Origin of the sequence: Sphingobium sp. B12D2B (genome assembly GCF_025961775.1) — a bacterium.
In the GTDB taxonomy this organism is placed as follows: domain Bacteria; phylum Pseudomonadota; class Alphaproteobacteria; order Sphingomonadales; family Sphingomonadaceae; genus Sphingobium.
Genome location: NZ_JAOQOH010000001.1, coordinates 3,349,543 through 3,375,848, shown reverse-complemented (window position 1 = coordinate 3,375,848; position 26,306 = coordinate 3,349,543). Strand labels below are relative to the sequence as shown.

Genomic DNA, 26,306 nt, shown 5'->3' with positions numbered 1-26,306 from the left:
GTCTGGAACTGTCGTGCTGCTGAGAGCACATCTTGCACGCGGCATCCGTCCGCGGCCATGATCGAGGCAGCCGCAAAACATCGGCTGTTGGAAAGCATAAGCGCGCGCGAGGGGAGGCAAGGCCATGTCCGGTCCGTCGACCACGCCAGATCGAGAGGGTGATATCATGCAGGCTGAAGGCCTTCCAAAGCCTGCAGGCAAGCCACAGTTCGGGCCTGGTTATCGCGCGTGGCTACTCGCTCTCACCATGGCGGTCAGCGCATTCGGCTTCATTGACCGGGTCATCGTTGCCACGCTGGGCCAGGCGATCAAGGACGACCTGGGTCTCTCCGATTTCCAGCTCGGCATCCTGAGCGGCCTCAGCTTCGCCATTCTCTACAGCACAATGGGATTGCCGATCGCGCGACTGGCCGAGCGCCGCAGCCGGATCAATATCATCTCCATATCGGTCGCCCTGTTTTCGGCCGCGACGGTGGCCTGCGGCATGGCTGCAAATTTCTGGCAGCTCTTCTTGTTACGCGTGGGGGTCGGCATCGGCGAGGCCGGCGTGCAGGCGCCCGCGGTTTCGCTCCTCGCGGATCATTTCCCCAAGGAGCGGCGAGGGGCCGTGATGACCGTCATGAAGCTCGGCAACCCGGTCGGTTCCGTGATCGGTGCGCTCACGGCGGGGTGGATAGGATCGACCTATGGCTGGCGCGCGGCGATCATCTGCATCGCAGCGCCCGGGCTCGTCGTGGCGCTTCTCTTCCGACTGACACTGCGAGAGCCGCCACGCGGCCTGTCCGATCCGGATCTTGCAGAGGCGAAGAGCGAACCACCCCCGCTGCGGGCGGTGCTCAAAATGATGGCCGCGCGGCCCGAGTTTCGCCACATGCTGATCGGGTTGGCCCTTGTCACGCTCGGCATGTATGGCTCCGGTGCCTTTTATGCGCCCTTCTTCATGCGTGTGCATGATTTGAGTTTGAGCCAGGTTGGCGTGTTCTATGCCGTCCAGAGCGGCATCGCGGCGACGCTGGGCCTCGCCATCGCAGGATTCGGCGTGGATCTGATTTCGAGATGGGGCGCCCAATGGTATGCGCTGCTCCCCGCGCTCGGGGTGCTGATCGGCGCGCCGTTTACCCTGGCAGGCTACAGCGTGGCGCATCCCATGCTGGCGCTGGTCTTGCTCATCAGCGGCGCCGTTCTGGCCTTCTTTCACAATGTGCCGACGCTTGTCGCCTTCCAGAATATGGTGGGGCCGAGAATGCGCGCGACGGCGGCGTTTGTCTTCTTCTTTGTCACCACCTTGGTCGGGGTCGGCTTGGGGCCCGCGCTCATCGGTTTTATCAGCGATCTCTATGCCAACGCCCTCTTTGCGGATGGAAATTATGCCGCACTGTGCGGCAGCAAAACCGTTTCGACCGTCGCCGCCGTTCAAAGCGCCTGCACCGCTGCGTCCACAAGCGGCATTCGTTATGCGCTTATGACGAGCGTTCTGCTGCCTGTGTGGTCTGCGCTCCACTTCTTCCTCGCGGCTCGGGCGATCCGGCAATCGGGCTCTTGAGTGGTAGTTTATGACGCCGTAGCCGATCGCCGCCTTCGACTCTTTCGGCCTGCATAGTTGCGGTCGGACTAGACGGGACAGTCGACCGGAACCGAGGGGCTGCTGGCCCGGCGTGGGCCGCTAAAGCGGTGCTGCGTCCATGGGTCGTAACGAATCGTTGGTTATCGGTGCGGCCAATGTAGGCAGAACTGCCCAAGAGCGCGATGGCGCTACGCGGACCGGAATAGCCCAAGGGCCAAGGCCGCGCAGATGGTCCCCATCCAGACCAACCCGGGCATTCACGTGAAAAGCCACGCCACAGGCGAAGGCCTAGGAAAGAGCGAAGGTTTAGAGAGTGCGGCTATGCTATGGCCGCAGGTGAAATCAGTTCCAAAACCGGCTGAGTGCACGCGATTTCCGACAAACTACTGCGGGCGCGCAATTTGATAAAACCGGAGTTCGCGCATTCAGGCTAGATTGACGGGGATCACTAAGATCCAGGATCTGGCGGAGACGGAGGGATTCGAACCCTCGGTAGCCCCTTAAGGCTACGACGGTTTAGCAAACCGCTGGTTTCAGCCACTCACCCACGTCTCCGCGCTCACCGGGGGAAGTGGCGTCCCGTACCGGCTGAGAGCGGCCTATAAACAGGCTGTTCGTGCATGGCAACGCCCGGCGTCGCCTGTTTCTCGAAAGGCTGCAATTTATCGCGCCAACAAGCTCTGGTAGGCAGGCGTGACGGGGATCGCAAAATGATGCGACTCGACGCAGTGCCCGGTGGCGGTCTCGTGGCAATCGGACGCGAACCAACGCGGAACACGCGCCGCCGTTCCACTGTCACTCATCGACTCGTCGTGTCCACTTTTCGACTCATCGCAGCCCTCGTCGCCGCGATTCGCTTGCGCCCAGTCGCTCTGGTAGCCGCCGTGGCACTTCAAACGATATAGAACAGAGCAATCCTTGTCCGCTGACAAAACCAATTCCGGGGGTGTGATCGCACGTCTGCTGTCTCTCGCGCCCGAGCGGGAGATTTTTCTCCGCACTGGCGGACGCGTGCGCTTCATCCGTATCTCCACGCGCTTCCAGATCGTCGCGGCCAGCGCGCTCGCGGTGCTGGCTTTGCTCTGGGCCGTCGGCACATTCGCGATCCTGTGGAATCAGGCCAGCCTGCTTCTCGAGCGCGGCCATGTCGCGCGGGATCGGGCCGAGGTTCTCTCCCAGCAGGCCAAGGTGAAGGCCTATCGAGAGTCGGTGAACGATATCGCTCAGGATATCGAGCAGCGGCAGAAGGCCCTCGATGAACTGCTGCGCTCCAGCCTCGGTACGGGGATCGAAGAGAGCGGGGCGAACGCGCCCGCTGACGGTCCGGAGGTCAGCAAGCCGCTGAGCGCGGCGTCCCCCGAGGCCTCGCGGTTGGAGGCGCTACGGCGTCATCAGGAAGTGCTCGAGACGCGCCTGGCTGGCGCGGTCGAACATCGCCTTGCAGCGGTAGAAAAGGCGATCCGCAGTTTCGGCCTCGATCCGGCCCGCATGGCGGTGCGCGAGCGGGGGCAGGGCGGTCCCTTCATTCCCGTCGCCTCGATTGTCGCCGACCAGCCGGAGCTGCGGGATATCGCCCTGCTGCTGACCCGTCTCAACACCATGGAAGCTGCGCTGGCGGCGATCCCTTCCGGCAAGCCGACGGCCGCGCCGATGACCACCAGTTCTTATGGCTATCGGCGTGACCCCTTCAACGGCAGCCTCGCGTTCCACGGCGGCATCGATTTCCGGGGGCGCATGGGTCAGCCCATCCTCGCCGCCGCGCCCGGCACGGTGACCTTCGTCGGCACCAAGCATGGCTATGGCAATGTCGTGGAAGTCGACCATGGCAAGGGCCTCTCGACGCTCTATGCGCACCTCTCCGGCTTCAATGCCAAGCCGGGTCAGAAGGTGGCGCGCGGCACCCAGATCGCGCGAATGGGATCCACGGGCCGCTCGACCGGCACGCACTTGCATTTCGAAGTCCATGTCCATGGCGCGGCCGTCAATCCGCGTCCCTTTCTGGAGGCACGCAGGGATGTTCTCGAAGTCCAGCAAACGGCCAAGCGGCGCGTCGCCGACAGTGGCAACCGGGGCTAAGCACACGCCTTTCTCGATCCTCGGCAGCGATGTCAGGATCACGGGCAATCTGGAAGCCAGCGTGGATATGCACATCGATGGCACCATCGAGGGCGACATTGCCTGCGCGGCGCTGGTGCAAGGCGCCGAAAGTCGCATCGCCGGCCATGTGAAGGCCAAGAGTGCCCGGATCGGCGGCCTGATCGAGGGATCGATCACGGCAGAGGAGCTGGTGGTGGAGGCGACAGCCCGGATTACCGGTGATGTGAGCTACGAGCGCATCACCATCGCCACCGGCGGCCAGATCGACGGGCGCATGACGCATAGCGGCCAGCCGACCGAACTCAAGCTGATCAAGAGCGATGTCGGGTAAGTGAGCAGGGAGGCCGGGGCTAACCCCTCCGATCAGCGCTCGCGTGTGGCGCTGAAGCTGATGTCCGGGTTGCGCTCGGCCTGATAGCCCACATCCCATGCCGATCTGGCGAGGAAGACGGGGTTCTCGTCGCGGTCCTTGGCCATGCTCGTCCGATTGATGCTGGCGAAGTCTTCCAGCTTCTTGGCCTCGCCGGTCAGCCAGCGGGCCGTGTCGAACGGCGCCGGCTCTAGTACCGCGCCGACCTTATATTCCGCCTCCAGCCGGCTGATCAGCACGTCGAGCTGCAGCTGACCGACCACGCCGATGATCCACTGGCTGCCGATCTCCGGATAGAAGACCTGGATCACGCCCTCTTCGGAGAGATCGTCCAGCGCCTTGCGCAACTGCTTGGTCTTGGTCGGATCCTTAAGCGCGATGCGGCGCAGGATTTCCGGGGCGAAATTGGGCAGGCCGGTGAAGCGCACATCCGCCTTTTCGCTCAGCGTGTCGCCCACCCGCAGCGTGCCGTGATTGGGGATGCCGATGATGTCGCCGGGGAAAGCCTCGTCGGCAATCTCGCGGTCCTGCGCGAAGAACAGGATCGGCGAGTGGACGGCGATGGGCTTCCCGCTGCCGGAGGGCGTGAGCTTCATGCCGCGGCGGAACTTGCCCGAGCACAGGCGCATGAAGGCAATGCGGTCGCGGTGCTGCGGGTCCATATTGGCCTGCACCTTGAAGATGAAGCCGGTCACGTCGCCGCGTTCCGGCTCGACCGGCGCGGGCTCGGCCGGCTGGGTGCGCGGCGGCGGGGCGTGGGCAGCGAGGGCGTCGATCAACTCGCCGACACCAAAGCGCTTGAGGGCAGAGCCGAAATAGACCGGCGTCAGGTCGCCATGGCGATAGGCTGTCAGGTCGAACGCGGCATAACCAGCTTGCGCCAGTTCGGCCTCTTCCCGCAGGCGCGCAAGACCTGCGGCGGAGAGCACGGTGGCGAGCTTTTCGTCGTCCAGGCCGGTGAGCTGAGTGAAGCTGCCGTCGAATTCCTTGCTCGGGCCGACCGGCTGGTAGAGCCGATTGGTGGCAAAATCGTAGATGCCCTCAAACTCGCCGCCCATGCCGACCGGCCAGCTCATCGGGCAGACATCCAGCGCGAGCGCGTCGGCCACTTCATCCAGCAGCGAGAAGCTGTCGCGCCCCTCGCGGTCCACCTTGTTGACGAAGGTGATGATGGGCACGTTGCGCAGGCGGCAGACCTCGAAGAGCTTGCGCGTCTGCGGCTCGATGCCCTTGGCGGCGTCGATCACCATCACGGCGCTGTCGACGGCGGTCAGGGTGCGGTAGGTGTCTTCCGAGAAGTCCTCGTGCCCCGGCGTGTCGAGCAGGTTGAAAGTGATCACGCTGCCATCGGGCTGGGTGCGCTCGAAGGTCATGACCGAGCTGGTCACCGAGATGCCGCGCTGCTGCTCGATCTTCATCCAGTCCGAGCGCGCGCGACGATTGGCCCCGCGCGCCTTCACTTCGCCAGCAAGGTGAATGGCGCCGCCGGCGAGCAGGAGCTTTTCGGTGAGGGTCGTCTTGCCTGCGTCCGGGTGGGAGATGATCGCGAACGTGCGGCGGGAAGGGATCGTCATAGCAAGCGTCTTAATCCAGGGAGCGAGCGCGCCGGGCGTGGTCGGGCCGGCACAAATGTGGCGCTGCTATAGGGGCTGGGGCGGCGATCCTGCAAGGCGCGGCTTTGCACAGGGCGAGCGTGGCGTGGGGCACCGAAGGCGCGCGCTCTTCCTATCCGCGCACGAGCGGGCTGCATGGTGTTTCAGTCCTAGCTTGCACCAAGGGGGTTGACGTGCTGCCGGTAATCGATTGTACTGAAAGCCGGTTGATAGACGTAAATCGGGACGCCCCGCGTCGCCGATGACCGTAGCATTTCGGTAACACTCCGCCATAAACTGGTCTGCGCGCGCATCGTGCGTTGGACATTGTCATGCATCTCTCTATGCAATCGATTGCTCGATTTTGTTTTTTGCAGGAGATGGATGATGAAGCGGCTTCACGCCGGTGTTGCGGTTTTGGCACTGATGGCTGTCATGGGTGCAGCGCCAGTTCGCGCACAGCAGACCACCACAAACAGTGTTGATACCGCGCCTGACGAAATCATCGTCACCGCTCAGAAGTCCGGTGTGCAGGCGCTGCAGGAAGTGCCGCTCGCCATCCAGGCGTTCAGCGGTGAAGACCTCAAGGAGCGCAACATCAACAATATCGCGGACCTCGCCACGGCGATTCCGGGTATTTCCGAGAGCCAGCGCCAGTCGGTCGCGTCGCGCTCGTTCAGCATCCGCGGCGCCGGCGCTGGCGCTGCCAATGGCGACTCGGCCATCGGCTATTATGTCGACGACGTGCCGTTCGTGGTCACCAACTTCGGCATTGCGCCGCCGATTCGCTTCCTCGACCTCGACCGCGTCGAGGTTTTGCGCGGTCCGCAGGGCACGCTCTATGGCCAGGGTTCGGCCGGCGGTGTGTTCATCTTCCACACCCGCGATCCTGACCTGACCGAGATCAAGTTCGCCGCCGAGGCGCAGGCCTCCCAGACGCGCGGGGCCGGTGGCCTCAACTATGGCGTCGCAGGCGTCGTCTCCGTCCCGATCATCAAGGATGTGCTTGCGGTCCGCGTCAGCGGTGGCCACTCCTATAATCCGGGTTGGGCGGACGAATATTACGGTGCGTTCGACGGCACGCCGGACCGTAAGGGCGTGAACGAGGTTCGCGACGACGACATTCGCGTGGTCGCGCTGTTCCGTCCGGTCGACAACCTGAATATCCGCGCGCAGTACTGGCATTTCCGTCCGCGCCAGCAGTTCCTGGGCGGTCTCGCCTCGACCCAGCCCCCTTATTACGCGAACACGGCGGCGCAGCCGAGCTTCGGCAATGGCGACTTCAAGCTCTACAGCCTGTCGGCCGGTCTGGACTTCGATACCTTCTCGATCACCAGTGCCACCACTTACCTCAAGGGCAATTTCGGCATTTACGTGCCGATCGCGCCGGCGGGTGCTTTCTCGAGCCAGTTCTTCCCGGACATGTTCAGCCAGGAAGTGCGGATCAACTCCACCACCGACGGCCCATTCCACTGGCTGCTCGGCGGCGCCTATCAGGACGGCAGCGGCCCGCAGGAAAACTATCTGCGTATCCCCGTTGCGGGTATCGACACCAATGCCGACAACAATACCATCACCAAGAACTGGGCGGTGTATGGCGAACTGGGTTACGACCTGTTCGACGGCAAGCTGCGTCCCCGGGTTGGCCTGCGCTATTATCATGACAAGCGCACGTTCGAGGACGCCAACACGACGAACACGAACAAGAAGAACGTGACGACCTGGCGCGTCAACCTCTCCTATGTGCCCAATGATGATCTGACGGTGTTCGCTACGGCGGCGACCGGCTTCCGTCCGGGCATCGTGCAGTCGCAGATCCAGGCGGACCTGCTTGCGGACGTCGGCATCCCTGCCGGCACCCAGACCCGTCCCGAAAGCTCGACCAACTATGAGGCCGGCATCAAGTGGCGCTCGCCCGATCGCACGCTCAACGTCGGGTTGAACTTCTACATCAACAAGCTCGAGGACATGCTGACGCCGACGCCGACGCTGGACGCGAACGTTTCCGGTTTCTCGAACTTCGGTGACGGCACCAGCAAGGGCGTCGATATCGAGATGCGCTGGCGGACGCCTCTGGACGGGCTGACGCTGAGCGCAGTCGCGAACATCAACCAGGGCAAGTATGACACGGTCGATCCCGCCGTGCAGGCGCGCCTGCCCTACCTGCGTCCCGGTACGCGGCTGGTCAACACGCTCGAGGAAAATGCCCGCGTGGATGCGACCTATGAGACATCGCTTGGCGGTGACCTCAACGGCCTGTTCAACGTCGCATGGACCTACAATGGCAACCGCCTGCAGACCAATGGCGAGTATGTGAAGGCCTATAGCGTATACAGCGCCAATATCGGCCTGCGGTACAAGGCCTATGACCTGACGCTGTTCGGCGAAAATCTCGGCGATTATGATGGTGCTGTGCTCACGCTCAACACCTCCAGCATCCGGGTGACGCCGCGCACGATCGGCCTGCGGTTGCGCGTCAACTATCAGTGATCCTGCCACGGGCGTGGTGACACGCCCGGCAGTCAGGAGAAAAGGGCGGGCGCGGCGAGAGCTGCGCCCGCCTTCTTTTTGGTGCTATCCGCCGGCAGAGATCGTGCAAAGCGGCGGGAACCAGATGGCAGGGATCGCAATTCTGCAGGCACCGCAGCTGTTGCGGTCGGAGACACGGTCATCATGAACAGGCTTATCCGCGCCGCCCTTCTCAGCGCTGTCCTTGCGGCAGGTCCCGCCTTTGCGCAGGACGAACCGGAGAAGGAGGACAAGACAGCGCAGAAAGCGGGCGAGATCGTGACGCAGCCCGCGCGCGACGTGGGCATCGAGAAAACGAAAATCCCCGAGGTGCTGGCCCGCGCTGTCGAGCAGCCCTATGCGCCGGCCGGCAAGGGCTGCCGCGCGGTGATCGACCAGATCGCCGAGCTGAATGCGGTGCTGGGCCCGGACTTTGACGCCAACAGCAAGGCCAATGAGAACAAGTTCGGCAATCTCGCGGCTGCCGGTGGCGCGGCGATCGTCAACTCGATCATTCCGTTCCGGGGTCTCGTTCGCGAAGTGAGCGGCGCGGCAGGGGCCGAGCGTCGCCTGCAGGCCGCCATCAACGGTGGCGTCGCGCGCCGGGGCTATCTGCGCGGGCTGGCGGTCAGCCGAGGCTGCAAGCTGCCCGTGCCGCCGGCGCCCGCTCCAGCCGAGGAGGAGAAGCGGAAAGCGGACTGATCGCCCGCGTTTCCGCCGCTCCTTTGTTCTTATCCGCGCAGAGTTGCGCCCTGTTTAGCCGCAGCAGCCACTACGCGATCAGCGATGGCCTTCAGCTCTTCATCCGTGAAGCTCTTCTCGCCGGGCTGCAGAGTCACTTCCACCGCGAGGCTCTTGTGGCCTCCCGGCACGCCCTGCCCGGCGAAGAGATCGAACAGGCGCGCATCGACGATTGCGTTCTTGTCCGCCCCCCGCACGGCGCGCACCAGCGCGTCGGCTTCCAGATCCACCGGCACGAGGAAAGCGAAGTCGCGGGTGACGGCCTGCAAGGCCGGCGGTGCGTAGGCCGTGCGCATAAATGTGGTCTTCTTCGGCACCGGGATTGCATCGAGGTGGATTTCCGCCGCAACGACCGTGCCATCGAGATCGAAGGCGCGGGCGAGGCGGGGATGCAACACGCCATAAGCGGCAAGCACATTTTTGGGGCCGAGGCGCAGCGTGCCGGATTGGCCGGGATGATAGGCATCGCCAGCCTCGCCCATCATCTGCAGGCGGCTTGCAGGCGCACCGGCGGCCATCAGCAGCGCAATGACCTCTGCCTTGATGTCGAAGGCATCGAACGGGCGGGCCTTGCCGCCCTGCCAGCCGCGCGGGCTTTTTTCGCCGGCCATCAGGATGCCGAGGGTCAGCTTCTCGTCGCTGCTGCCATCATCGGCGCGGAAATAGCGCCGGCCGATCTCGAACAGGCGGATCGAGGATGCCCCGCGATCGGCATTGCGTCGCGCGGCTGAGAGCAATCCGGCGAGCAGCGTTGGCCTCATCACCTTCATGTCTTCGCTGATCGGGTTGGCGAGCGTCCAATCGCCGCCACCAAAGGGCTCGGCTTCGCTTTCAGAAATGAAGGACCAGTTGATCGCCTCGTTAAGGCCGCGAGCGGCAGCCGCGCGACGGGCGCGGCGCTCGATGAGCTGCAGCGGCGTTGCGGTCGGGCGGGCGACGCCCGGTGTGCGGGGCAGGGGGACGGACGGGACGTTGTCCAGCCCTTCGATCCGCACGACTTCCTCGACGATGTCGGCGGTGCCGTGGATATCGCGGCGCCACGTCGGGATGGTAATCCGCCAGCTTGCACCAGCCTCCACGGTGAAGCCGAGCGCGGCGAGGATCGCCTGCTGGCGCTCTGCGCTCACCGTCATGCCGGCCAGCGCATCGACCATGTCGGGCCGATAGCCCTCGATGACGCGCGGCTCTGTCGGCGGGGTGCCGGCGCGCGTCGCCTCGGTGGGCGTGCCGCCACACAAAGCGAGAACCAGCCGCGTCGCGATGTCCAGCCCCTCATCCAGGAACGCCGGGTCCACCCCGCGCTCGAAGCGCTGGCGGGCATCGGAGGTGAGGCTGAGCGCCTGCCCCGTCCGCGCGATGCTCTCGGGCGTGAAATAGGCGCATTCGATCAGCACATCGGTGGTGCTCTCCTGCGCGCCGCTATGCTCGCCGCCCATGATGCCGCCGATATCGTGAACAGCGGAGGCATCCGCGATCACCGTCATGCCCTCGGCCAGCGTATAGGTCTTGCCGTTCAGCGCCAGCACCTGCTCGCCGGCCTTCGCCTTGCGCGCGACGAGGCCGCCATCGAGACTGGCCATGTCATAGACATGCAGCGGGCGGCCCAGGCCGATCATGACGAAATTGGTGATGTCCACCAGCGCGCTGATCGGCTTCTGGCCGATGGCCTTCAGGCGCCGCTGCAGCCATTCCGGCGAGGCGCCGTTGCGCACGCCGCGCACCGCGCGGGCATAGAAGGCCGGGCAGCCATCGGCATCGTCCGTGCGCACGTCCGGGCCTGCGCCCTGCGCGTCGATTGCCGGGAGCTGGCCGATGATATCATCGAGCGGCCGCAGCGTGCCAAGGCCCTTGGCAGCGAGATCGCGCGCGATGCCGCGCACGCCCATGCAATCCTGCCGGTTGGGCGTGACCGAGACCTCGATGACCGGATCGTCAAGCTGCGCATAATCGGCAAAGCGCGTGCCGATGGGCGCGTCCGCAGGCAGCTCGATGATGCCCTCATGATCTTCGCCCAGCTCCAGCTCGCGCGTGGAGCACATCATGCCGTTGGATTCGACGCCGCGAATGGCCGCGACCCGCAGCACCATGCCATTGGCCGGCACCGTGGCGCCGGGCAGGCCGAACACGCCGACCAGACCGGCGCGGGCATTGGGGGCGCCGCAGACGACCTGCAGCGGACCATCGCCGGCATCGACGCTCAGCACCTGCAGCTTGTCGGCCTGCGGATGCGGCGCGGCCGTGAGCACTTTGGCGACGCGGAAGCCATCGAGCTTCTCCGCGGGGTTCTCGACGCCCTCGACCTCAAGGCCGATGTCATTGAGCGCGCGCAGAATCTTTTCCAGCGAGGCGCTGGTGTCGAGATGGTCCTTGAGCCAGGAGAGGGTGAACTTCATGCGCGGGCTCCGGGATTGCCGGTAAGATCAAACCCGTGCTCCTGCGAAGGCAGGAGCCCAGGGCGGTGAAGGACGGCGGCTGCGCCCTGGGTTCCTGCTTTCGCAGGAACACGAACTCGCAAGAAATGGCTCATGCGCCCACTCCTCCGCTCAGCGTAGGCACATCCAGCGCGGAGAAGCCGTAATGGCGCAACCAGCGCAGATCGCCGTCGAAGAAGGCGCGGAGGTCGTTCATGCCATATTTGAGCATGGCGAGCCGGTCGACGCCGGTGCCGAAGGCAAAGCCCTGCCACTCAGCGGGATCCAGCCCGCAATTGCGGATGACATTGGGGTGGACCATGCCGCTGCCGAGCACTTCCATCCAGCCGCCATTTTCCGCATCGCCGCTGCCGCCGATGACGCGCTGGCCCTTCTCGATGGTGTAGCCCACGTCCACTTCCACCGAAGGCTCGGTGAAGGGGAAGTAGCTGGGGCGCAGGCGCAGGACGATGTCCTCACGCTCGAAGAACGCCTTGAGGAAGGTCTCCAGCGTCCATTTGAGGTGGCCGAGATGGATGCCCTTGTCGATCACCAGACCTTCGATCTGGTGGAACATCGGGGTGTGCGTCGCGTCGCTGTCCGAGCGGTACACGCGGCCGGGCGCGATGATGCGGATCGGCGGTGGCGTGCTCGTCATGGTGCGGATCTGCACCGGCGAGGTGTGGGTGCGCAGCAACATGGCGGCCGGATTGCCATCGCCGCCGGTCGCGCGGGCATTGTCGCCGAAGTAGAAGGTGTCGTGCATCGCGCGGGCGGGGTGCGTCTCGGGGATGTTGAGCGCAGTGAAGTTGCGCCAGTCATCCTCGATCTCCGGGCCGGTAGCGACCGCGAAGCCCAGATCGGCGAAGATCTCGGCCAGCTCGTCCATCACCTGGCTGACGGGGTGAATGCTGCCCGGCGGGGGCAGGTCTACCGGCAGCGTCATGTCCAGCGTCTCGGAGGCGAGGCGGGCATCGAGCGCCGCGGTTTCGAGCGCGGTCTTGCGGGCAGCGATGGCGCTCGTCACGCTTTCGCGCAGGTCGTGGATCGCGGGGCCTTGCTGCTGGCGCTCTTCCGGACTCATCCGCCCCAGCGTCTTGAGCAGGGCGGTGATGGCGCCGCTCTTGCCCAGCGCGCTGACGCGCAGCGCTTCCACGGCATCGAGGGTGTCGGCGGCGGCGATGTCGGCGATGAGGCCGTCCTTGAGGGATGTGACGTCGGTCATGGCCGCGTCCGCTAGCCTAATTCACCGCAAACGAAAAGGGCGCCGGCACGCCGACGCCCTTTCCTTTGATGGTTGCGACCCGGTTTCGATCAGGAGAACTGAACGACCGACTGACGACGACGCAGCGTGCTGCCGATCAGCGCGAAACCGCCGAGCATCAGCGCCCAGGTCGTCGGCTCGGGTACCGGCACTGCGCTCATCGCGGTAACCGTCACGCCATCCAGCGCCGGGCCGGTCCAGGGCGAGTCGGTCATCGACGCAAAGCTGAGCGTCGTGAGGTTGCCCGAGGCCGTGAAGGTGTAGGTGTAGTTCGTCCAGCCCATATTGGTCTTCGAGAAGCCGGTATTGTCGAAGCTGAACAGCTGGCCGTCATTGCCTGTCGCGGCGACTTCCAACGTCTTGACCGCCGGCCCACCTTCGGGATTGCCGGCCATCAGGAAGTCGACATTGTAGGTCATGCCTTCGATGGTATCGAACGTCTGTGCGATCGCGCCCTGGGCGCTGCCGTTCAGATCGATACTGCGGCTGCCGCTGCCCGACTGCCAATAGCCGCCGATCAGCTCCACATTGCCGGAGGTGATGGTCCAACCCGTCAGGGCCGTGCTGTCGGTGCCCAGGCGGAGGAAATAGGTGCCTGGATCGTTACCGGTCTCGAAATCGCCGTTGATGAACGTTGCTGCCTGCGCAGCGGACGGGAGGGCGAGCGTCGCCGCGACCCCCAATAGCAGTCCCTTCATTTGGTTCTCCACTTATAGTCCCACGCACTCGCAATGCTGCAGTGCGGAAAAGGTTTCCGAAGCGTTAACCAAAATCCAGAGAGTCCCGAAATGATACAAAAAGGGCGCCGGAAGCATCCGACGCCCTCTTTGGGATGATTGTGCAGATGCTCAGGCTGCGGGCAGGGCCGCGCGCGCCTGGGCAATGATGCCCTTGAACACATCGCCTTCATGCATGGCGATGTCGGCCAGAACCTTCCGGTCCAGTTCGACGCCCGCCAGCTTGAGGCCGTGCATGAACTGGCCATAGGTCAGGCCTTCCATGCGGACAGCTGCGTTGATGCGCTGGATCCACAGGGCGCGGAAGCTCCGCTTCTTCACCTTGCGGTCGCGATATGCGTACTGGCCAGCCTTTTCGACAGCCTGACGCGCGATGCGGATCGTGTTCTTGCGACGGCCATAATAGCCCTTCGCCTGATCCAAAATCCTCTTGTGCTTCGCCTTGGTGGTTACACCGCGTTTGACACGTGCCATGTCGCCTGCTCCTTACTTGAGGCCGTAGGGCGCCCAGAGGCGCACGTGAGCGACATCCGCGTCGGAGAGAACTTCCGTACCGCGATTCTGGCGAATATACTTCGCGTTGTGGCTGATCAGGCGGTGGCGCTTGCCGGCGACACCATGCTTGACCTTGCCGGTGGCGGTGAATTTGAAGCGCTTCTTCACACCGCTCTTGGTCTTGAGCTTGGGCATTTTCGTCTCCTTTGTCTTAGCGCAAGCACCCCGGAGGATGCTCGCAGACGATTACGGACGAACACGGCAGCCCTTACTGGCCGGCCCGTCCTTGCGGTCTTCCATAGGACATGGAAGCGCGGGCGTATAAGCGCGGCCGCGCGCCGACGCAAGCCCCTTAGGTGCGGGCCGGATTTGACGCCGGTCAACGACTCCTCGCCCCCATCGCATTAATATGGCACCAGTTTCGCACGATCCCGATGCGGTGAACAAGGAGGCTGCCATGAAGACGGTGATGGTTCTGATCCATGATGACCCGAGTCAGGAAGCGCGCCTGCAAACCGCGCTCGACATTGTGCGCGCGGTGGAGGGGCATCTGCTCTGTCTCGATGTCGTCCAGATTCCCATGATCGCCGACGGTTTTGGCGCGGGCGGCGGCACCGGCGTGCTGATGATGGATGAGCGCGACCGGGAGGACAAGAATATCGAGGCGCTCGAGCCCCGGCTCGCCAATGAAGGGGTGAGCTATGAGTGGGCGCGGGTGCAGAGCCAGTCCGAGGAGGGCATTACGGACAATGTCCGGCTGGTCGACATGATCGTCGTGGGCAAGCAGGCCTTCGGCGCGGTGAACGAGACCGGCGACACGGCCTCCCGTCTCGCGGCGCTGACCTCCGCCCCGGTCCTGCTGGTGCCGACGGAGCAGAAGCGCCTGGATCTCTTCGGCAAGGCGCTGGTCGCCTGGGATGGATCACGCGCGGCCGATGCCGCGCTGCGGGCGGCCATCCCGCTGCTGCGCATGGCCAGCGAGGTCGAGGTGGTGACGATCGGGGAAGGGGAAGGCGACCCGGACGAGGCGGCCGCCTATCTTGACCGGCATGGCTGCAAGGTCGTCAGCCGGCGCCTGCCCAAGGCTGGCGCGGTGAGCGACCAACTGATCGAGGCCATGCGGTCCTCCGGCGCGAGCTGGGCGGTGATGGGCTGCTATGGCCGCAGCCGCCTGCGCGAGCAGCTGTTCGGCGGCACGACACGGACGCTGCTGGCCAAGGCGCCGATCCCGATCCTGCTTTCTCACTGAGGCGCCACCGAGGCGCGCATCCCGCAATGGGGCGCGCCTCAGTTGGCCATGGCGAAGCTGTTGGTGTCGATCAGTTCGCCGGCCTGATTGCCGGCCGCTTCGATCAGCCGCCGTTCGAGCGTGGCGAGGCGGGTCTTGCTCTCCAGCTTTCCGCCCAGAAGATCGGTCAGATAGAAGGTATCGACGGCCCGCTCGCCGAAGGTGGCGACGTGGGCGCTGTGGACCATGGTCTTGGACTGGAACAGCGCGAAGGCGAGGCTGAGCAGCAGGGCAGGGCGGTCGCGCGCCATGACTTCCACCACCGTGAAGCGATTGGAGGCCTTGTTGTCGATCAGCACCTGCGGCACGATCTGGAAGGCTTCGGCGCGCCGACGGGCCAGCGGGCGCTCGTCCAGCTTGTGCATCAGCTTGTGGCGGTTGAGCAGCGCGTCCTCGATGTAGGTCTTCACGCGCTGCAACTGCTCGGGCGCATCGAAGCGGCCCCCGAGCGGGTCCTGCACCAGGAAGTTGTCCAGCGCCGTGCCATCCTTGAGGGTGTGGATGCGGGCATCGATGATGTTGCCGCCGGCCAGATGGATCGCCCCGGCGATCCGGTAGAACAGTCCGGGATGGTCCGAGGCATAGACGGTGACCAGCGTCGCGCCGCGCTCGGGATAGGAACGGGCATCGATGGAGAGATCGGACTGCCCGGCATCCAGCAGATGCCGCGCATTGCGCTCCAGAATGTCCTGCGATTCGGCGATCCAGTAGGATTGCGGGAAGCGCTTCACCAGCCTGTCGAAGGCCTTGTCGTCCAGCGCCAGGCTCGCGCGCAACGCGTCGCGCTTCTCCTCGATGCGCTCCTGACGGCCCCGCTGCTTGTGGCCGGGGCGGATGACCTCCTCGGCGGAGTCGTAAAGCTCGGCGAGGAGCTGGCGCTTCCAGCTGTTCCACACGCCCGGTCCGACCGCGCGGATGTCGACGATGGTCAGGATCACCAGCAGCCGCAGCCGCTCGGGGCTCTGCACCACTTCGGCGAAGTCGAGAATGGTCTTGAAGTCCGAAAGGTCGCGCTTGAACGCGGTTGCGGACATCAGCAGATGGTAGCGCACCAGCCAGGCGACGGTCTCCGTCTCGGCATCGCTGAGGCCCAGGCGCGGGCAGAGCTTGGTCGCCACCTCCGCGCCGAGAATACTGTGGTCGCCACCGCGCCCCTTGGCGATATCGTGCAGCAGCACCGCAACATAGAGCACGCGGCGGGAGATGATCTTCTCGATGATCGCGCTCGCCAGCGGATGATCGACCTTGAACTCGCCCTTTTCGATCTGGGAGAGCAGGCCGATGGCGCGGATGGTGTGCTCATCCACCGTATAATGGTGGTACATGTCGAACTGCATCTGCGCGACGACGCGGCCGAAGTCGGGCACGAAGCGCCCGAACACCCCGGCCTCGTTCATCCAGCGCAGCACCTTCTCCGGGTCGCGGGGCGAGGTAAGCACGTTCATGAACAGCGCATTGGCCTGCGGGTCTTCGCGCTCCTTGCGGGTAATCAGCACCGAATCGCGGTTGAGCGCGCGCATTGCATCCGGGTGGATCTCCAGCCCATGCTTGTCCGCCAGCGAGAAGATTTCGATCATCCGCACCGGCTGCTCGCGGAAGAAATCATCCTCGGGAATGGTGATGCGGCCCCGCTCCAGCACGAAGCCATCCAGCTTGCGCGGGCGGTTGAACATGGCCGGGATGTAGCGCCGGCCTCGGCTGGCCATCTTGTCATCGAGATGGGCGAGGAACACGCCGGTGAGGTCGCCCACCGTCTTGGCCATCAGGAAGTAGAGATGCATGAACCGCTCGACGGCGGACCGGCCGCGCTTGGGCGAGAAGCCCATGCGCTCGGCGACTTCGATCTGCAGATCGAAGGTCAGGCGGTCCTCAGCGCGACGGGAAATCTCGTGCATGTGGCAGCGCACGGCCCAGAGGAAATTCTCGGCCCGCTGGAACTGGGAAAGCTCGGCGCGGGTCAGCAGGCCCACATCCACCAGTTCCGCAACAGTGCGCACCCGGTTCACATATTTGCCGATCCAGAACAGCGTGTGCAGATCGCGCAGGCCGCCCTTGCCCTCCTTGATATTGGGCTCGACGACATAGCGGCTGTCGCCCATCTGCTTGTGCCTGGCATCCCGCTCCGCCAGCTTCTCGGTGACGAAGGTCTTGGCGGTGCCCTGCATCACATCCTTGTCGAAGCGGGCGACGCATTCGTCGTAAATGCCCCGGTCCCCCCACACGAAGCGCGATTCCAGCAGGGCGGTGCGGATGGTGAGGTCCGACTTCGCCATGCGCACCGTCTCGTCGATCGAGCGGCTGCTGTGGCCGACCTTGAGGCCCAGATCCCACAGCGCATAGAGCATGCTCTCGATGACCTGCTCGGTCCATTCGGTGGGCTTGTAGGGCGTGAGGAAGCCGATATCGACATCGCTATAGGGCGCCATTTCGCCACGCCCATAGCCGCCCACCGCAACCACGGTCAGCCGCTCGGACGCGGTGCGGTTGCTGATCGGGTAGAGGTGCTTGACCGTCGCATCGAAGAGCAGGCGGATGATCTGGTCCATCAGGAAGGCCTGCGCCGTCACGGCGTCGCGCCCGCGTGTCGGGTTGCGGGCAAGCCGGCGGGAGACTTCCTCCCGGCCGATGGCAAGCGCCTCGCGCAACGCCGCGACGATCACTTGCCTACGCGCGGCGGTATCGCTCAGTTCCGTCAATTGGGCAGTGAGCGCATCGGCAATCTGGCGGCGATCAATGATCGCACGGCGGCCGGGCAGCGAATCGGGCACCTTGTTCATGGGTGCCATATAAGCGCGCTTTGCCGCAGTTGCAGGTGCAACCTCGGCATGGCGCGCAAATCGACGGGCTCAGGCGGCGGGCGCGGTTGCGATCTGCTTCAGCTGGTAGATGAGGTCGAGCGCCTCGCGCGGAGTGAGTGTATCGGCGTCGATGGCGTCCAGCCGGTCGCGCAGCGGGTCGGTGGCGACCTCCGGCGCGGCGGAGAGCGTGGCGGCGAACAGCGGCAGGTCATCGAGCCCCGCCGCGATGCCGCCGGTCTGCGCCTTGCCGGCCTCCAGCTTGCCGAGCACGGCCTTGGCGCGGGCCAGCACCGGGGCGGGCAAGCCTGCAAGCCGCGCCACCGCGATGCCGTAGCTGCGGTCGGCGGGGCCTTCGGACAGCTCGTGCAGCAGCACCAGATCGCCATTCCATTCCCGCGCGCGAACATGGTGGAGCGAGAGGGCGCCGAGGCGCTCGGCCAGGCGCGTCAGCTCGTGATAATGGGTGGCGAACAGGCAGCGGCAGGCATTGCTGTCATGGATCGCTTCCACCACCGCCCAGGCGATGGCGAGGCCGTCATAAGTCGACGTGCCGCGGCCCACTTCATCGAGGATCACGAAGCTGCGCTCGGTCGCCTGCGCAAGGATCGCGGCGGTCTCGATCATCTCGACCATGAAGGTCGAACGCCCGCGCGCCAGATTGTCCGAGGCGCCGACACGGCTGAACAGGCGGTCGACCAGCCCAAGGCGGGCGGCGCGTGCGGGCACGAAGCTGCCGGCCTGCGCGAGAATGACGATCAGCGCGTTCTGGCGCAGGAAGGTCGATTTACCGCCCATGTTGGGGCCAGTCACCAGCCACAGCCGATTGTCCGGCGTGAGCGTGCAGTCATTGGCGACGAAGCTGGTGCCGTCCTTCGCCAGCGCGGCCTCCACCACCGGATGGCGCCCGCCCTCGATGGCGATGCAGGGCTCTTCGGCGAAGACCGGTCGGCTCCAGCCGCCTTCGACAGCGCGCTCGGCCAGAGCCGCCGCCACGTCGATCCGGGCGAGGGCGTCCGCCGTGCGGGCGATGGCGGTGCGGCTGTCCATCACCAGCGTCACCAGTTCCTCGAAATGCGCCGCTTCGGCCGCCAGCGCATGGGCGCCGGCCTGCGTGACCCGGCTGGCCTGCTCGTGCAGGTCAACCGAGTTGAACCGCACGACTCCCGCCAGCGTCTGGCGATGGGTGAAGCCGCTGTCATTGGCCATCAACTGGTCGGCGTGACGGGCGGGCACCTCGACATGATAGCCGAGCACGCCATTGTGGCGGATCTTCAGCGCCGAGATGCCGGTCTGCTCGCGATAGCGCGCTTCTAGCGCGGCAATGGCGCGGCGTCCGTCGCCGGCCATGCGGCGCAGCTCGTCCAGTGCGGCATCATAGCCATCGGCGATATAGCCGCCATGCGCCGCTTCCGTCGGCGGGGCGGGCACAAGGGCGCGGGCCAGTTGATCGACCAGCGCGCCATGACCATCGAGCGATGGCAGCAGATCGTCGAGCAGGGGCGGTCGGTCGGGCAGCGCGCCCAGCCGCTCGCGCAGCGCACGGCCGCCGTCGAGGCCATCGCGCAATTGCCCCAGATCGCGCGGGCTGCCCCGGCCGATGGCGACGCGGCCGAGCGCGCGGCTCAAATCCGGCAAGGCGCGCAGGCGGGTGCGGACCAGCTCGCGCAGCGGCCCGTCATCGTGGAACCAGCGCACCAGATCGAGCCGGGCTTCCACCTTGGCGCGGTCCATCAAAGGCGCGGAGAGGTCCGCCGCGAGCAGGCGCGCGCCGGCGCCGGTTACGGTGCGGTCCACGGTGGCGAGCAGGCTGCCGGCGCGCTGGCCGCTGGCGGTCGTAACGATCTCCAGGCTCTCGCGCGTGGCCGGGTCGATGGCAAGGTGATCCTGCGCGCCAGCCCGCACCGGCGCGGTGAGGAAGGGCATGCGCCCCTTGCCGACATGCTCCAGATAGCCGAGCAGGCCCCCGAGGGCGGACAGCTCCGCGCGTGAGAAGCTGCCGAAGCTCTCCACCGTCTTCACGCCGAAATGGCGGCAGATGTCCGCTTCCGCCCGCGCGCTGTCGAAGCCGCGATTCTCGAAGGGGAGGGCGCCGGTCAGCCGATCGGCGAGGCTCGGCCGCGCAATGACTTCGCTCGCGTTGATCCGGGCCAGTTCCGCCTCGATGCCGCCGGCATCCACCGCCACCACGTCAAGCCGACCGGTGGAAATGTCGGCAGCAGCGACGGCATAATGGCCGGCGGCTTCACCCACGGCGGCGAGCAGATTGGCGCGGCGGCTGTCCAGCAGCGCATCCTCGGTCAGCGTGCCGGCGGTGACGAAGCGCACGATGGCGCGGCCGACCAGCGCTTTCGATCCGCGCGCCTTGGCCTGCTCGGGCGTCTCGGTCTGCTCGGCAATGGCGACGCGAAGGCCCGCCTTGATGAGTCGCGCCAGATAACCCTCGGCGCTGTGTACCGGCACCCCGCACATCGGGATTGGCTCGCCCTCATGCTCTCCGCGCGTGGTGAGCGCGATGTCGAGCACGGCGGCGGCGGTCCTGGCGTCCTCGAAGAACAGCTCGAAAAAATCGCCCATGCGGTAGAACAGCAGGTTGCCCCCGGCTTCCGCTTTGAGCGCCAGATATTGCGCCATCATCGGCGTGGGGCCGCCGGATGCGGCGCTGGCTTTGGAGGATTTGGCTGGCAGACTGGTCACGCGGTTGCGTTAGCAGGGGCTTTCGATCTCGAAAAGCCGGCGGTGGCGTTTCATCCACGGGGTTGTTCGTACCTCGCCTCTTGTGGAGCCGGGCGGAAAGTCGCTAGGGCGTTCCCAATTGCCGAGGAACCCTGCTGATGACCGATAAAGCCGCCATCGAATTCTCCGAGCGCGAGGCGCTGCTCTTTCATTCCTTCGGGCGGCCCGGCAAGATCGAGATCATCGCCTCCAAGCCGATGGCGACGCAGCGCGATCTGGCGCTGGCTTATTCGCCCGGTGTGGCCGTGCCCGTGCAGGCCATCGCCGATGATGCTGCCAAGGCCTATGACTATACCGCCAAGGGCAATCTGGTCGCGGTCATCTCCAACGGCACGGCGATCCTCGGCATGGGAAATCTCGGCGCGCTCGCCTCCAAGCCGGTGATGGAAGGCAAGGCAGTGCTGTTCAAGCGCTTCGCCGATGTGGACGCCATCGATCTGGAGCTGAACACCGAAGACCCGCAGGCCTTCATCGATGCGGTGGCGCTGCTGGAGCCCAGCTTTGGCGGCATCAACCTTGAGGACATCAAGGCGCCCGAATGCTTCATGATCGAGGCAGCACTCAAGGAGCGCATGAACATTCCGGTCATGCATGACGATCAGCATGGCACCGCGATCATCTGCGCCGCTGGCCTCATCAACGCCTGCTTCCTGACCGGGCGCGACATTCGCGAGACCAAGGTCGTCGTGAACGGGGCCGGCGCGGCGGCGATCGCGTGCACGGAGTTGATCAAGGCGATGGGCGTGGCGCATGACAATGTGATCATGTGCGACCGCGAGGGCGTGATCTATCAGGGCCGCACCCATGGCATGGACCAGTTCAAGTCCGCCCATGCCGCCCGCACCGAGGCGCGGACCCTGCACGAGGCGCTGAAGGATGCCGATATCTTCCTCGGCCTCTCCGCCAAGGATGCGCTGAAGCCCGAATGGATCAATGAGATGAAGCCGCGGCCGATCCTCTTCGCCATGGCCAATCCCGATCCCGAAATCCTGCCGCCCGTGGCCAAGGCCGCGCGCCCGGATGCGATCATCGCCACGGGCCGCTCGGATTATCCCAATCAGGTCAACAATGTGCTGGGCTTCCCCTTCATCTTCCGGGGCGCGCTGGACGTGCGCGCGACGGCGATCAACGAGGCGATGAAGATCGCGGCGGCGCAGGCCATTGCCGAACTGGCCCGTCAGCAGGTGCCCGAGGAAGTCGCGCTGGCTTATGGCACCAAGCACAGCTTCGGCGCGGATTACATCATTCCCGCCCCCTTCGATCCGCGTCTGATGGAAGTGGTGCCGGCAGCGGTGGCGCAGGCGGCGATGGAGTCGGGCGTCGCCCAGCGGCCCATCGAGGATATGGACGCCTATCGCCAGTCCCTGCGGGCGCGGCTCAATCCCACCACCTCCGTTCTCACCCTCGCTTATGAGGGCGCCAAGGCCAGCCCCAAGCGGGTCGTCTTTGCCGAGGCGGAGGAAGAGGTGGTGCTGCGCGCCGCGATCCAGTTCCGCGATGGGGGCTATGGCACGCCGGTTCTGGTCGGCCGGCAGGATGTCTATGATCGCCTGCGCGATCTCGGCGTGCGCGATCCGGAGAGCTACGAGCTGTATAACAGCGTCAATTCGCCGCTCGTGCCGCGCATGGTCGACATGCTGTACGAGCGCCTGCAGCGCCGTGGCTACCTCCGCCGCGATTGTGAGCGCATGGTCAACCGGGACCGCAACATCTTTGGCGCGCTGCTGCTGCAAATGGGGGAGGCGGACGCGATGATCACCGGCGTCACTCGCACCTACGCGCAGACGATGCGCGAACTGCGCCGCGTGCTCGACCCCGCCGAGGACCGCACGCTGTTCGGCATGCACATCCTCGTCGGGCGTAGCCACACCGTGTTCATGGCGGATACCACTGTCAACGAGCGGCCGAATTCCGCCGAACTGGCGCATATCGCCATCGAATCCGCCGCGCTTGCCCGGCGTATGGGGCATGAGCCGCGCGTGGCTTTTCTCTCCTACTCCACCTTCGGCAATCCGCACGGCAACTGGCTCGATAATATTCGCGGCGCGGTCCAGATCCTCGACGGAATGGAGGTGGACTTCGAATATGAAGGCGAGATGGCGCCCGACGTGGCGCTCAACCGGCGCGTCATGGCGAATTATCCGTTCTGCCGCCTGTCCGGCCCAGCCAATGTGCTGATCATGCCCGGCCTGCAGTCGGCCAATCTCTCGGCCAAGCTGCTGCGGGAACTGGGCGGCGACTCGGTCATCGGGCCGGTGCTGCTCGGGCTGAACCAGCCGGTGCAGGTGGCGACGATGGCCTCGACCGCCTCGGAGCTGGTGACGCTGGCCGTGCTTGCCGCTGGCGGGATCGCGCGCTAATCGTGATCGGGATCGGGTGAGCGCCGCCGGCTGAACCGCCGCGCAGCGCTCCCTTGGCCTTACAGGCAGCGCTGGAACGTCTGGGTGCGGCCCTTGATGGTGCCGTCGCGCAGCAGGATCGTGCCGTCCCGGCAGGATTTGCCATCTTGGGCCACGGCGTCGCCGACCACCACGATGCCGTGATAGGAGCCGGCCATCCAGTTCTGCGCATCGCCGCTCTTGACGGCGAGGCCCACAGCGCGATCGACGGCCGGGATCAGCAGGAAGTTGCCGGACTGGACGATCGCCTCATCCGGGGTCGCGCTCGGGAGCGTCGGCGCCTCATCGGACTTGGGCGCAATCGCCTGGCCCTGCGCGATCGGCACGGTGGCCTGTTTCGCCGGTGCAAAAGCGGGGGCCGTCGCGCGCTTTTCAATCACGGCGGAGAGAAACGGCGCAGGACGGTCGGCGGGGATCAGGATCGGCTGCTGGCCGGCGGGCGTCGCATCTTCGCTTTCGGTCGCGCGGGGCGCATGATCGATGATCGCTGCCGATACCGTCTCACCGCCCCAGATCGGCCCGCGTGCCGACCATAGCCAGCCGGCCAGGGCGATCACCAGCAATGAGATGCTGACCATGCCTGCCGCGATCAGGAGCTTTTGGGCAAGGCCGGGCCGGGCATCCACACCGCTTCGCGCGTGAAGCTGCTCGCTCGCGCGGTCGAAGCCGATCTCCAGCGACCCGATGGCGAATCGCCAGCGGCTCCGGCTGGCCTTGTAATGGCCGACTGTCTCAGTCCGTCGCGCGTAAGTCCGCTCGAGCGGCTGCAGATCGCCAATATGCTGCATGACCACGCTCCCGCTATACAACGATTTGAAGCGATGACGCGGTTAATGCAAGCTAAACCAGTCCGCCGGGTGCACGAACCGGCGCCGGATTACGACGGGCCTGCGGGGCTGAATTACTGAGACGGCCCTGCTGCTCCGGCCCCGCCGGCGCCAACCGCGCCGATATTGCCGAAGATTTCATCAAACAGGCTGCGCTTGCGGCCGAGCGTCGGCGTCGTGGCCCCGGTCGGCGAGATATTGGCGACCTGATCGAGTGTGGCGTTGCGATCGATCGTGGCGACATTGCCATTGGCATCGAACTGCACAGTCACCAGCGTCTGCGCGGTCGGGCGCGGCGAGGCGAAGGCCAGCGAGCGCGTGTCGCGCGCCACATAATACCAGCGCTCCGGGCCGAACTGGGAGACGAAGGTCGGACGACCCAGCGCGCCTTCCACGGACGCCTTGTTGTCCACGCCCGGCAGCACCGAACTCACGATCAGATCGTCGATCATGAAGCCCTGATGCGCGCGGATGCGGGTGCAGCCGCCCGCCAGCAGAAGGATGGCCGCTGCGCCCACGACCAGAAACGGCCGCCTCAAGCCACGCTGCATTCTCGTCTCCTGCCAATCATGCGGTCAAAAACCGGACATCCAATCAAAAAAGCGTCGCATCGCCTAACCCGCCCATTGCATTGCCAGCCGCCGCAATCAATATGCAAGTGCTGGCGCGGGCCAATGGTTGATCGGTCCCGTCCGCGCTTTCCTGTGCCGCCGCAAAGCTGAACCGAGCATGAGCCTCTTATCCAATCTGTTTTCCCGCAAGGATGATCGCGCCTATCTGCGCCCGCTGTACGAGGCCGTCGTCGCGACGGCGCGGGAGCCGCATTGGTATATGGAAGGCGAGGTGGGGGATACGCTGGATGGCCGATTCGACATGGTGGCGCTGGTGCTCTCGCTGGTGCTGCTGCGACTCGAGGCGCTGGAGGCGACCAACGATTCGGCGCGGCTGACCGAACTGTTCATTGACGATATGGATGGGCAGATCCGCCAGATCGGCTTTGGCGATGTGGTCGTGGGCAAGCAGATCGGCCGCATGGTCGGCGCGCTGGGTGGCCGGCTTGCCGCCTATCGCGCGAGCTTGCAGGGCGAGGCTTCGCTGAGCGAGGCGCTGGTGCGCAACCTGTATCGTGGCGAGGCGCCGGCAGCGGATGCACTGGCTTATGTCGAAGCGCAGGTGCGCATGCTGGCCGCGACGATCAACGCATGCAGCCGCGACGCGCTGCTGGCCGGCCAGTTGCGGGGGTGATGCCGTGAGCGAAGCGACGTCAGGCGCCGCGCCGGAATTTTCCCGCATTCTGCGTCTCAATGAGCTGGGTGACGGGCGGCGGGACCGCACCGTCGAGGCCGATGCCGCAGAGCGGGCCGCGCTCGCGCGCCGCTTTGGCCTGCGCAGCCTCGATCGGCTGGAGGCGCAGGCGCATGTCGCGCCGGACGCCGGCGGCTGCCGGGTGACCGGGCGCGTGCGCGCCTCGCTGGTGCAGGCCTGCGTCGCAACCGACGAGGATGTCCCCGCAGAGCTCGACGTGCCGATGGACGTGCGATTCGTGCGCGGTCTCGACGAGAACGGCGAGAGCGACGCAGAAGAGATCGAACTGCGCGAGGAGGATTGCGATATCCTCCCGCTGGAGGACGAGCGAATCGATCTTGGCGAAACGGTCGCGCAGACGCTGTTCCTGAACCTCGATCCCTATCCCCGCGTCGCGGATGCCGACGAAAAGCTGCGCGCGCTCGGCGTGCTGAGCGAGGAAGATGCCGGCCCCTTCGCGGCGCTGAAGGGCTTGAAGCTTGGTGGCGCCGCTTAGGCGGCATGGACAATTTGGCCGGACGGATTTTCCGCTATTGAGCGGTCCAGAATGCGCGACCAAGGGCTAAATTGGCGCCGGGAACCGACCTAGGATTGCTCGCCGAAGTCTGACGCAATCAATTTCTCAATTAGATCGTCATCTAGGTTCATGATTGCCTCGGCGATCCTTTGATGCCCTTTCGCTACCGCCAGCGCTGAGAACGCCGATAGTAGCACTGGCTCGTTCCAATCCTCACGGCGATGGAGCGCTACGCAATCCGTCAATCTGAATATTGCGTCGCTATACGTCGCTGCAAGGTGACCTGGTATCTGCGGACCATTTCCCTTGTTTCGGGCGATCTCGATCGCCGCAGGCAGCTGAAAAAATCTGAAGTCGAGCGGCCCGGTAGCTTTGCAGGCAATCTCGACGATATGGGGCACCGCTGCATATGAGGCGTCGAACACGTCGTCTTGATGGCACAGGCTTGACCAAAGAGTGAACCACGGCTCGCTCTTATAATTGTCTTTCGGATCAGTCGTTCGAGCTAGTTGGCGAAGTAGATCTGGGATATCGGCGGCGCTTCCGTGGGCATGCGTCAGCGCGGACCATCTGGGATCGTCGAGTTCGAGCATGATCGATGCCTAAACCGACGAGGGTAGGTCCGCAATGTCGTTGTGTCCGGTCAGTCCGCCTCCGGAA

At 65.2% G+C, this 26,306-nt stretch carries 20 protein-coding genes and 1 tRNA gene; 9 read left to right on the top strand and 12 right to left on the bottom strand.

The window, feature by feature from the left end:
- Positions 1-166: 166 nt before the first annotated feature.
- Positions 167-1,543, top strand: a complete 1,377-nt coding sequence (locus M2335_RS15740; RefSeq protein WP_264595299.1) for a spinster family MFS transporter — start codon at positions 167-169, stop codon at positions 1,541-1,543.
- A 484-nt stretch (positions 1,544-2,027) separates the two neighbouring features.
- Here the strand turns inward: M2335_RS15740 and M2335_RS15735 are convergent.
- Positions 2,028-2,119, bottom strand: a tRNA-Ser gene (locus M2335_RS15735).
- 363 nt (positions 2,120-2,482) lie between these two features.
- Here M2335_RS15735 and M2335_RS15730 point away from each other — a divergent pair.
- Both M2335_RS15730 and M2335_RS15725 read left to right on the top strand, forming a co-directional pair.
- Complete coding sequence (locus tag M2335_RS15730) at positions 2,483-3,640, top strand: M23 family metallopeptidase (RefSeq protein ID WP_264595298.1); 1,158 nt, start codon at positions 2,483-2,485, stop codon at positions 3,638-3,640.
- Positions 3,579-3,992: a bactofilin family protein gene (locus M2335_RS15725; RefSeq protein ID WP_264595297.1), complete on the top strand. Its 414-nt coding sequence runs from the start codon at positions 3,579-3,581 to the stop codon at positions 3,990-3,992. The genes M2335_RS15730 and M2335_RS15725 overlap by 62 nt, the downstream gene beginning before the upstream one ends.
- Before the next feature lie 32 nt (positions 3,993-4,024).
- On the opposite strand, the gene M2335_RS15720 is transcribed toward M2335_RS15725, so the two are convergent.
- A complete protein-coding gene (locus M2335_RS15720) occupies positions 4,025-5,605 on the bottom strand; it encodes a peptide chain release factor 3 (protein ID WP_264571389.1) in 1,581 nt (526 codons plus the stop codon).
- A gap of 405 nt (positions 5,606-6,010) precedes the next feature.
- Here M2335_RS15720 and M2335_RS15715 point away from each other — a divergent pair, with 405 nt between their 5' ends.
- Positions 6,011-8,113: a TonB-dependent receptor gene (locus M2335_RS15715; protein WP_264595296.1), complete on the top strand. Its 2,103-nt coding sequence runs from the start codon at positions 6,011-6,013 to the stop codon at positions 8,111-8,113.
- A gap of 183 nt (positions 8,114-8,296) precedes the next feature.
- The gene (locus M2335_RS15710; RefSeq protein WP_264578008.1) at positions 8,297-8,833 is read left to right on the top strand and encodes a hypothetical protein; all 537 of its coding nucleotides are present in this window, start codon (positions 8,297-8,299) and stop codon (positions 8,831-8,833) included.
- A gap of 29 nt (positions 8,834-8,862) precedes the next feature.
- Here M2335_RS15710 and pheT read toward each other — a convergent pair whose 3' ends face one another.
- The 5 genes from pheT to rpmI all read right to left on the bottom strand — a co-directional run bounded on the left by pheT (position 8,863) and on the right by rpmI (position 13,974).
- Positions 8,863-11,265 (bottom strand): phenylalanine--tRNA ligase subunit beta, encoded by a 2,403-nt coding sequence (gene pheT, locus M2335_RS15705; protein WP_264595295.1) that lies wholly within the window; start codon positions 11,263-11,265, stop codon positions 8,863-8,865.
- A gap of 130 nt (positions 11,266-11,395) precedes the next feature.
- Positions 11,396-12,508 (bottom strand): phenylalanine--tRNA ligase subunit alpha, encoded by a 1,113-nt coding sequence (pheS, locus tag M2335_RS15700; RefSeq protein ID WP_264571385.1) that lies wholly within the window; start codon positions 12,506-12,508, stop codon positions 11,396-11,398.
- An 89-nt stretch (positions 12,509-12,597) separates the two neighbouring features.
- Entirely contained in the window at positions 12,598-13,245 is a 648-nt protein-coding gene (locus tag M2335_RS15695) for a choice-of-anchor C family PEP-CTERM protein (RefSeq protein WP_264571384.1), read from the bottom strand.
- Between the two features lie 150 nt (positions 13,246-13,395).
- Positions 13,396-13,758, bottom strand: a complete 363-nt coding sequence (gene rplT, locus M2335_RS15690; protein ID WP_181560727.1) for a 50S ribosomal protein L20 — start codon at positions 13,756-13,758, stop codon at positions 13,396-13,398.
- Positions 13,759-13,770: 12 nt separating this feature from the next.
- On the bottom strand, positions 13,771-13,974 hold the full coding sequence (gene rpmI, locus M2335_RS15685; RefSeq protein WP_014078133.1) for a 50S ribosomal protein L35: 204 nt from the start codon (positions 13,972-13,974) through the stop codon (positions 13,771-13,773).
- Between the two features lie 214 nt (positions 13,975-14,188).
- Between rpmI and M2335_RS15680 the strand changes: the two genes are divergently transcribed.
- The gene (locus tag M2335_RS15680; protein ID WP_264586379.1) at positions 14,189-15,028 is read left to right on the top strand and encodes a universal stress protein; all 840 of its coding nucleotides are present in this window, start codon (positions 14,189-14,191) and stop codon (positions 15,026-15,028) included.
- Between the two features lie 38 nt (positions 15,029-15,066).
- Here M2335_RS15680 and M2335_RS15675 read toward each other — a convergent pair whose 3' ends face one another.
- Positions 15,067-17,853 (bottom strand): [protein-PII] uridylyltransferase, encoded by a 2,787-nt coding sequence (locus M2335_RS15675; RefSeq protein ID WP_264571382.1) that lies wholly within the window; start codon positions 17,851-17,853, stop codon positions 15,067-15,069.
- A 60-nt stretch (positions 17,854-17,913) separates the two neighbouring features.
- Positions 17,914-20,499 carry a DNA mismatch repair protein MutS gene (gene mutS / locus M2335_RS15670; RefSeq protein ID WP_264595434.1) on the bottom strand — a complete coding sequence of 862 codons (2,586 nt, stop codon included), beginning with the start codon at positions 20,497-20,499 and terminating at the stop codon, positions 17,914-17,916.
- A gap of 197 nt (positions 20,500-20,696) precedes the next feature.
- Here mutS and M2335_RS15665 point away from each other — a divergent pair, with 197 nt between their 5' ends.
- Positions 20,697-22,958 (top strand): NADP-dependent malic enzyme, encoded by a 2,262-nt coding sequence (locus tag M2335_RS15665; protein ID WP_181560724.1) that lies wholly within the window; start codon positions 20,697-20,699, stop codon positions 22,956-22,958.
- Positions 22,959-23,017: 59 nt separating this feature from the next.
- Here the strand turns inward: M2335_RS15665 and M2335_RS15660 are convergent, their stop codons facing one another.
- A complete protein-coding gene (locus M2335_RS15660) occupies positions 23,018-23,785 on the bottom strand; it encodes a hypothetical protein (RefSeq protein WP_264595294.1) in 768 nt (255 codons plus the stop codon).
- Between the two features lie 113 nt (positions 23,786-23,898).
- Positions 23,899-24,375 (bottom strand): outer membrane protein assembly factor BamE, encoded by a 477-nt coding sequence (locus M2335_RS15655; RefSeq protein ID WP_264586382.1) that lies wholly within the window; start codon positions 24,373-24,375, stop codon positions 23,899-23,901.
- Positions 24,376-24,553: 178 nt separating this feature from the next.
- Here M2335_RS15655 and M2335_RS15650 point away from each other — a divergent pair, with 178 nt between their 5' ends.
- Both M2335_RS15650 and M2335_RS15645 read left to right on the top strand, forming a co-directional pair.
- Positions 24,554-25,069: a ubiquinol-cytochrome C chaperone family protein gene (locus tag M2335_RS15650; protein WP_264595293.1), complete on the top strand. Its 516-nt coding sequence runs from the start codon at positions 24,554-24,556 to the stop codon at positions 25,067-25,069.
- A gap of 4 nt (positions 25,070-25,073) precedes the next feature.
- On the top strand, positions 25,074-25,625 hold the full coding sequence (locus M2335_RS15645) for a YceD family protein (protein ID WP_264595292.1): 552 nt from the start codon (positions 25,074-25,076) through the stop codon (positions 25,623-25,625).
- Positions 25,626-25,714: 89 nt separating this feature from the next.
- On the opposite strand, the gene M2335_RS15640 is transcribed toward M2335_RS15645, so the two are convergent.
- Positions 25,715-26,239: a hypothetical protein gene (locus tag M2335_RS15640; RefSeq protein ID WP_264595291.1), complete on the bottom strand. Its 525-nt coding sequence runs from the start codon at positions 26,237-26,239 to the stop codon at positions 25,715-25,717.
- Positions 26,240-26,306: the final 67 nt, after the last annotated feature.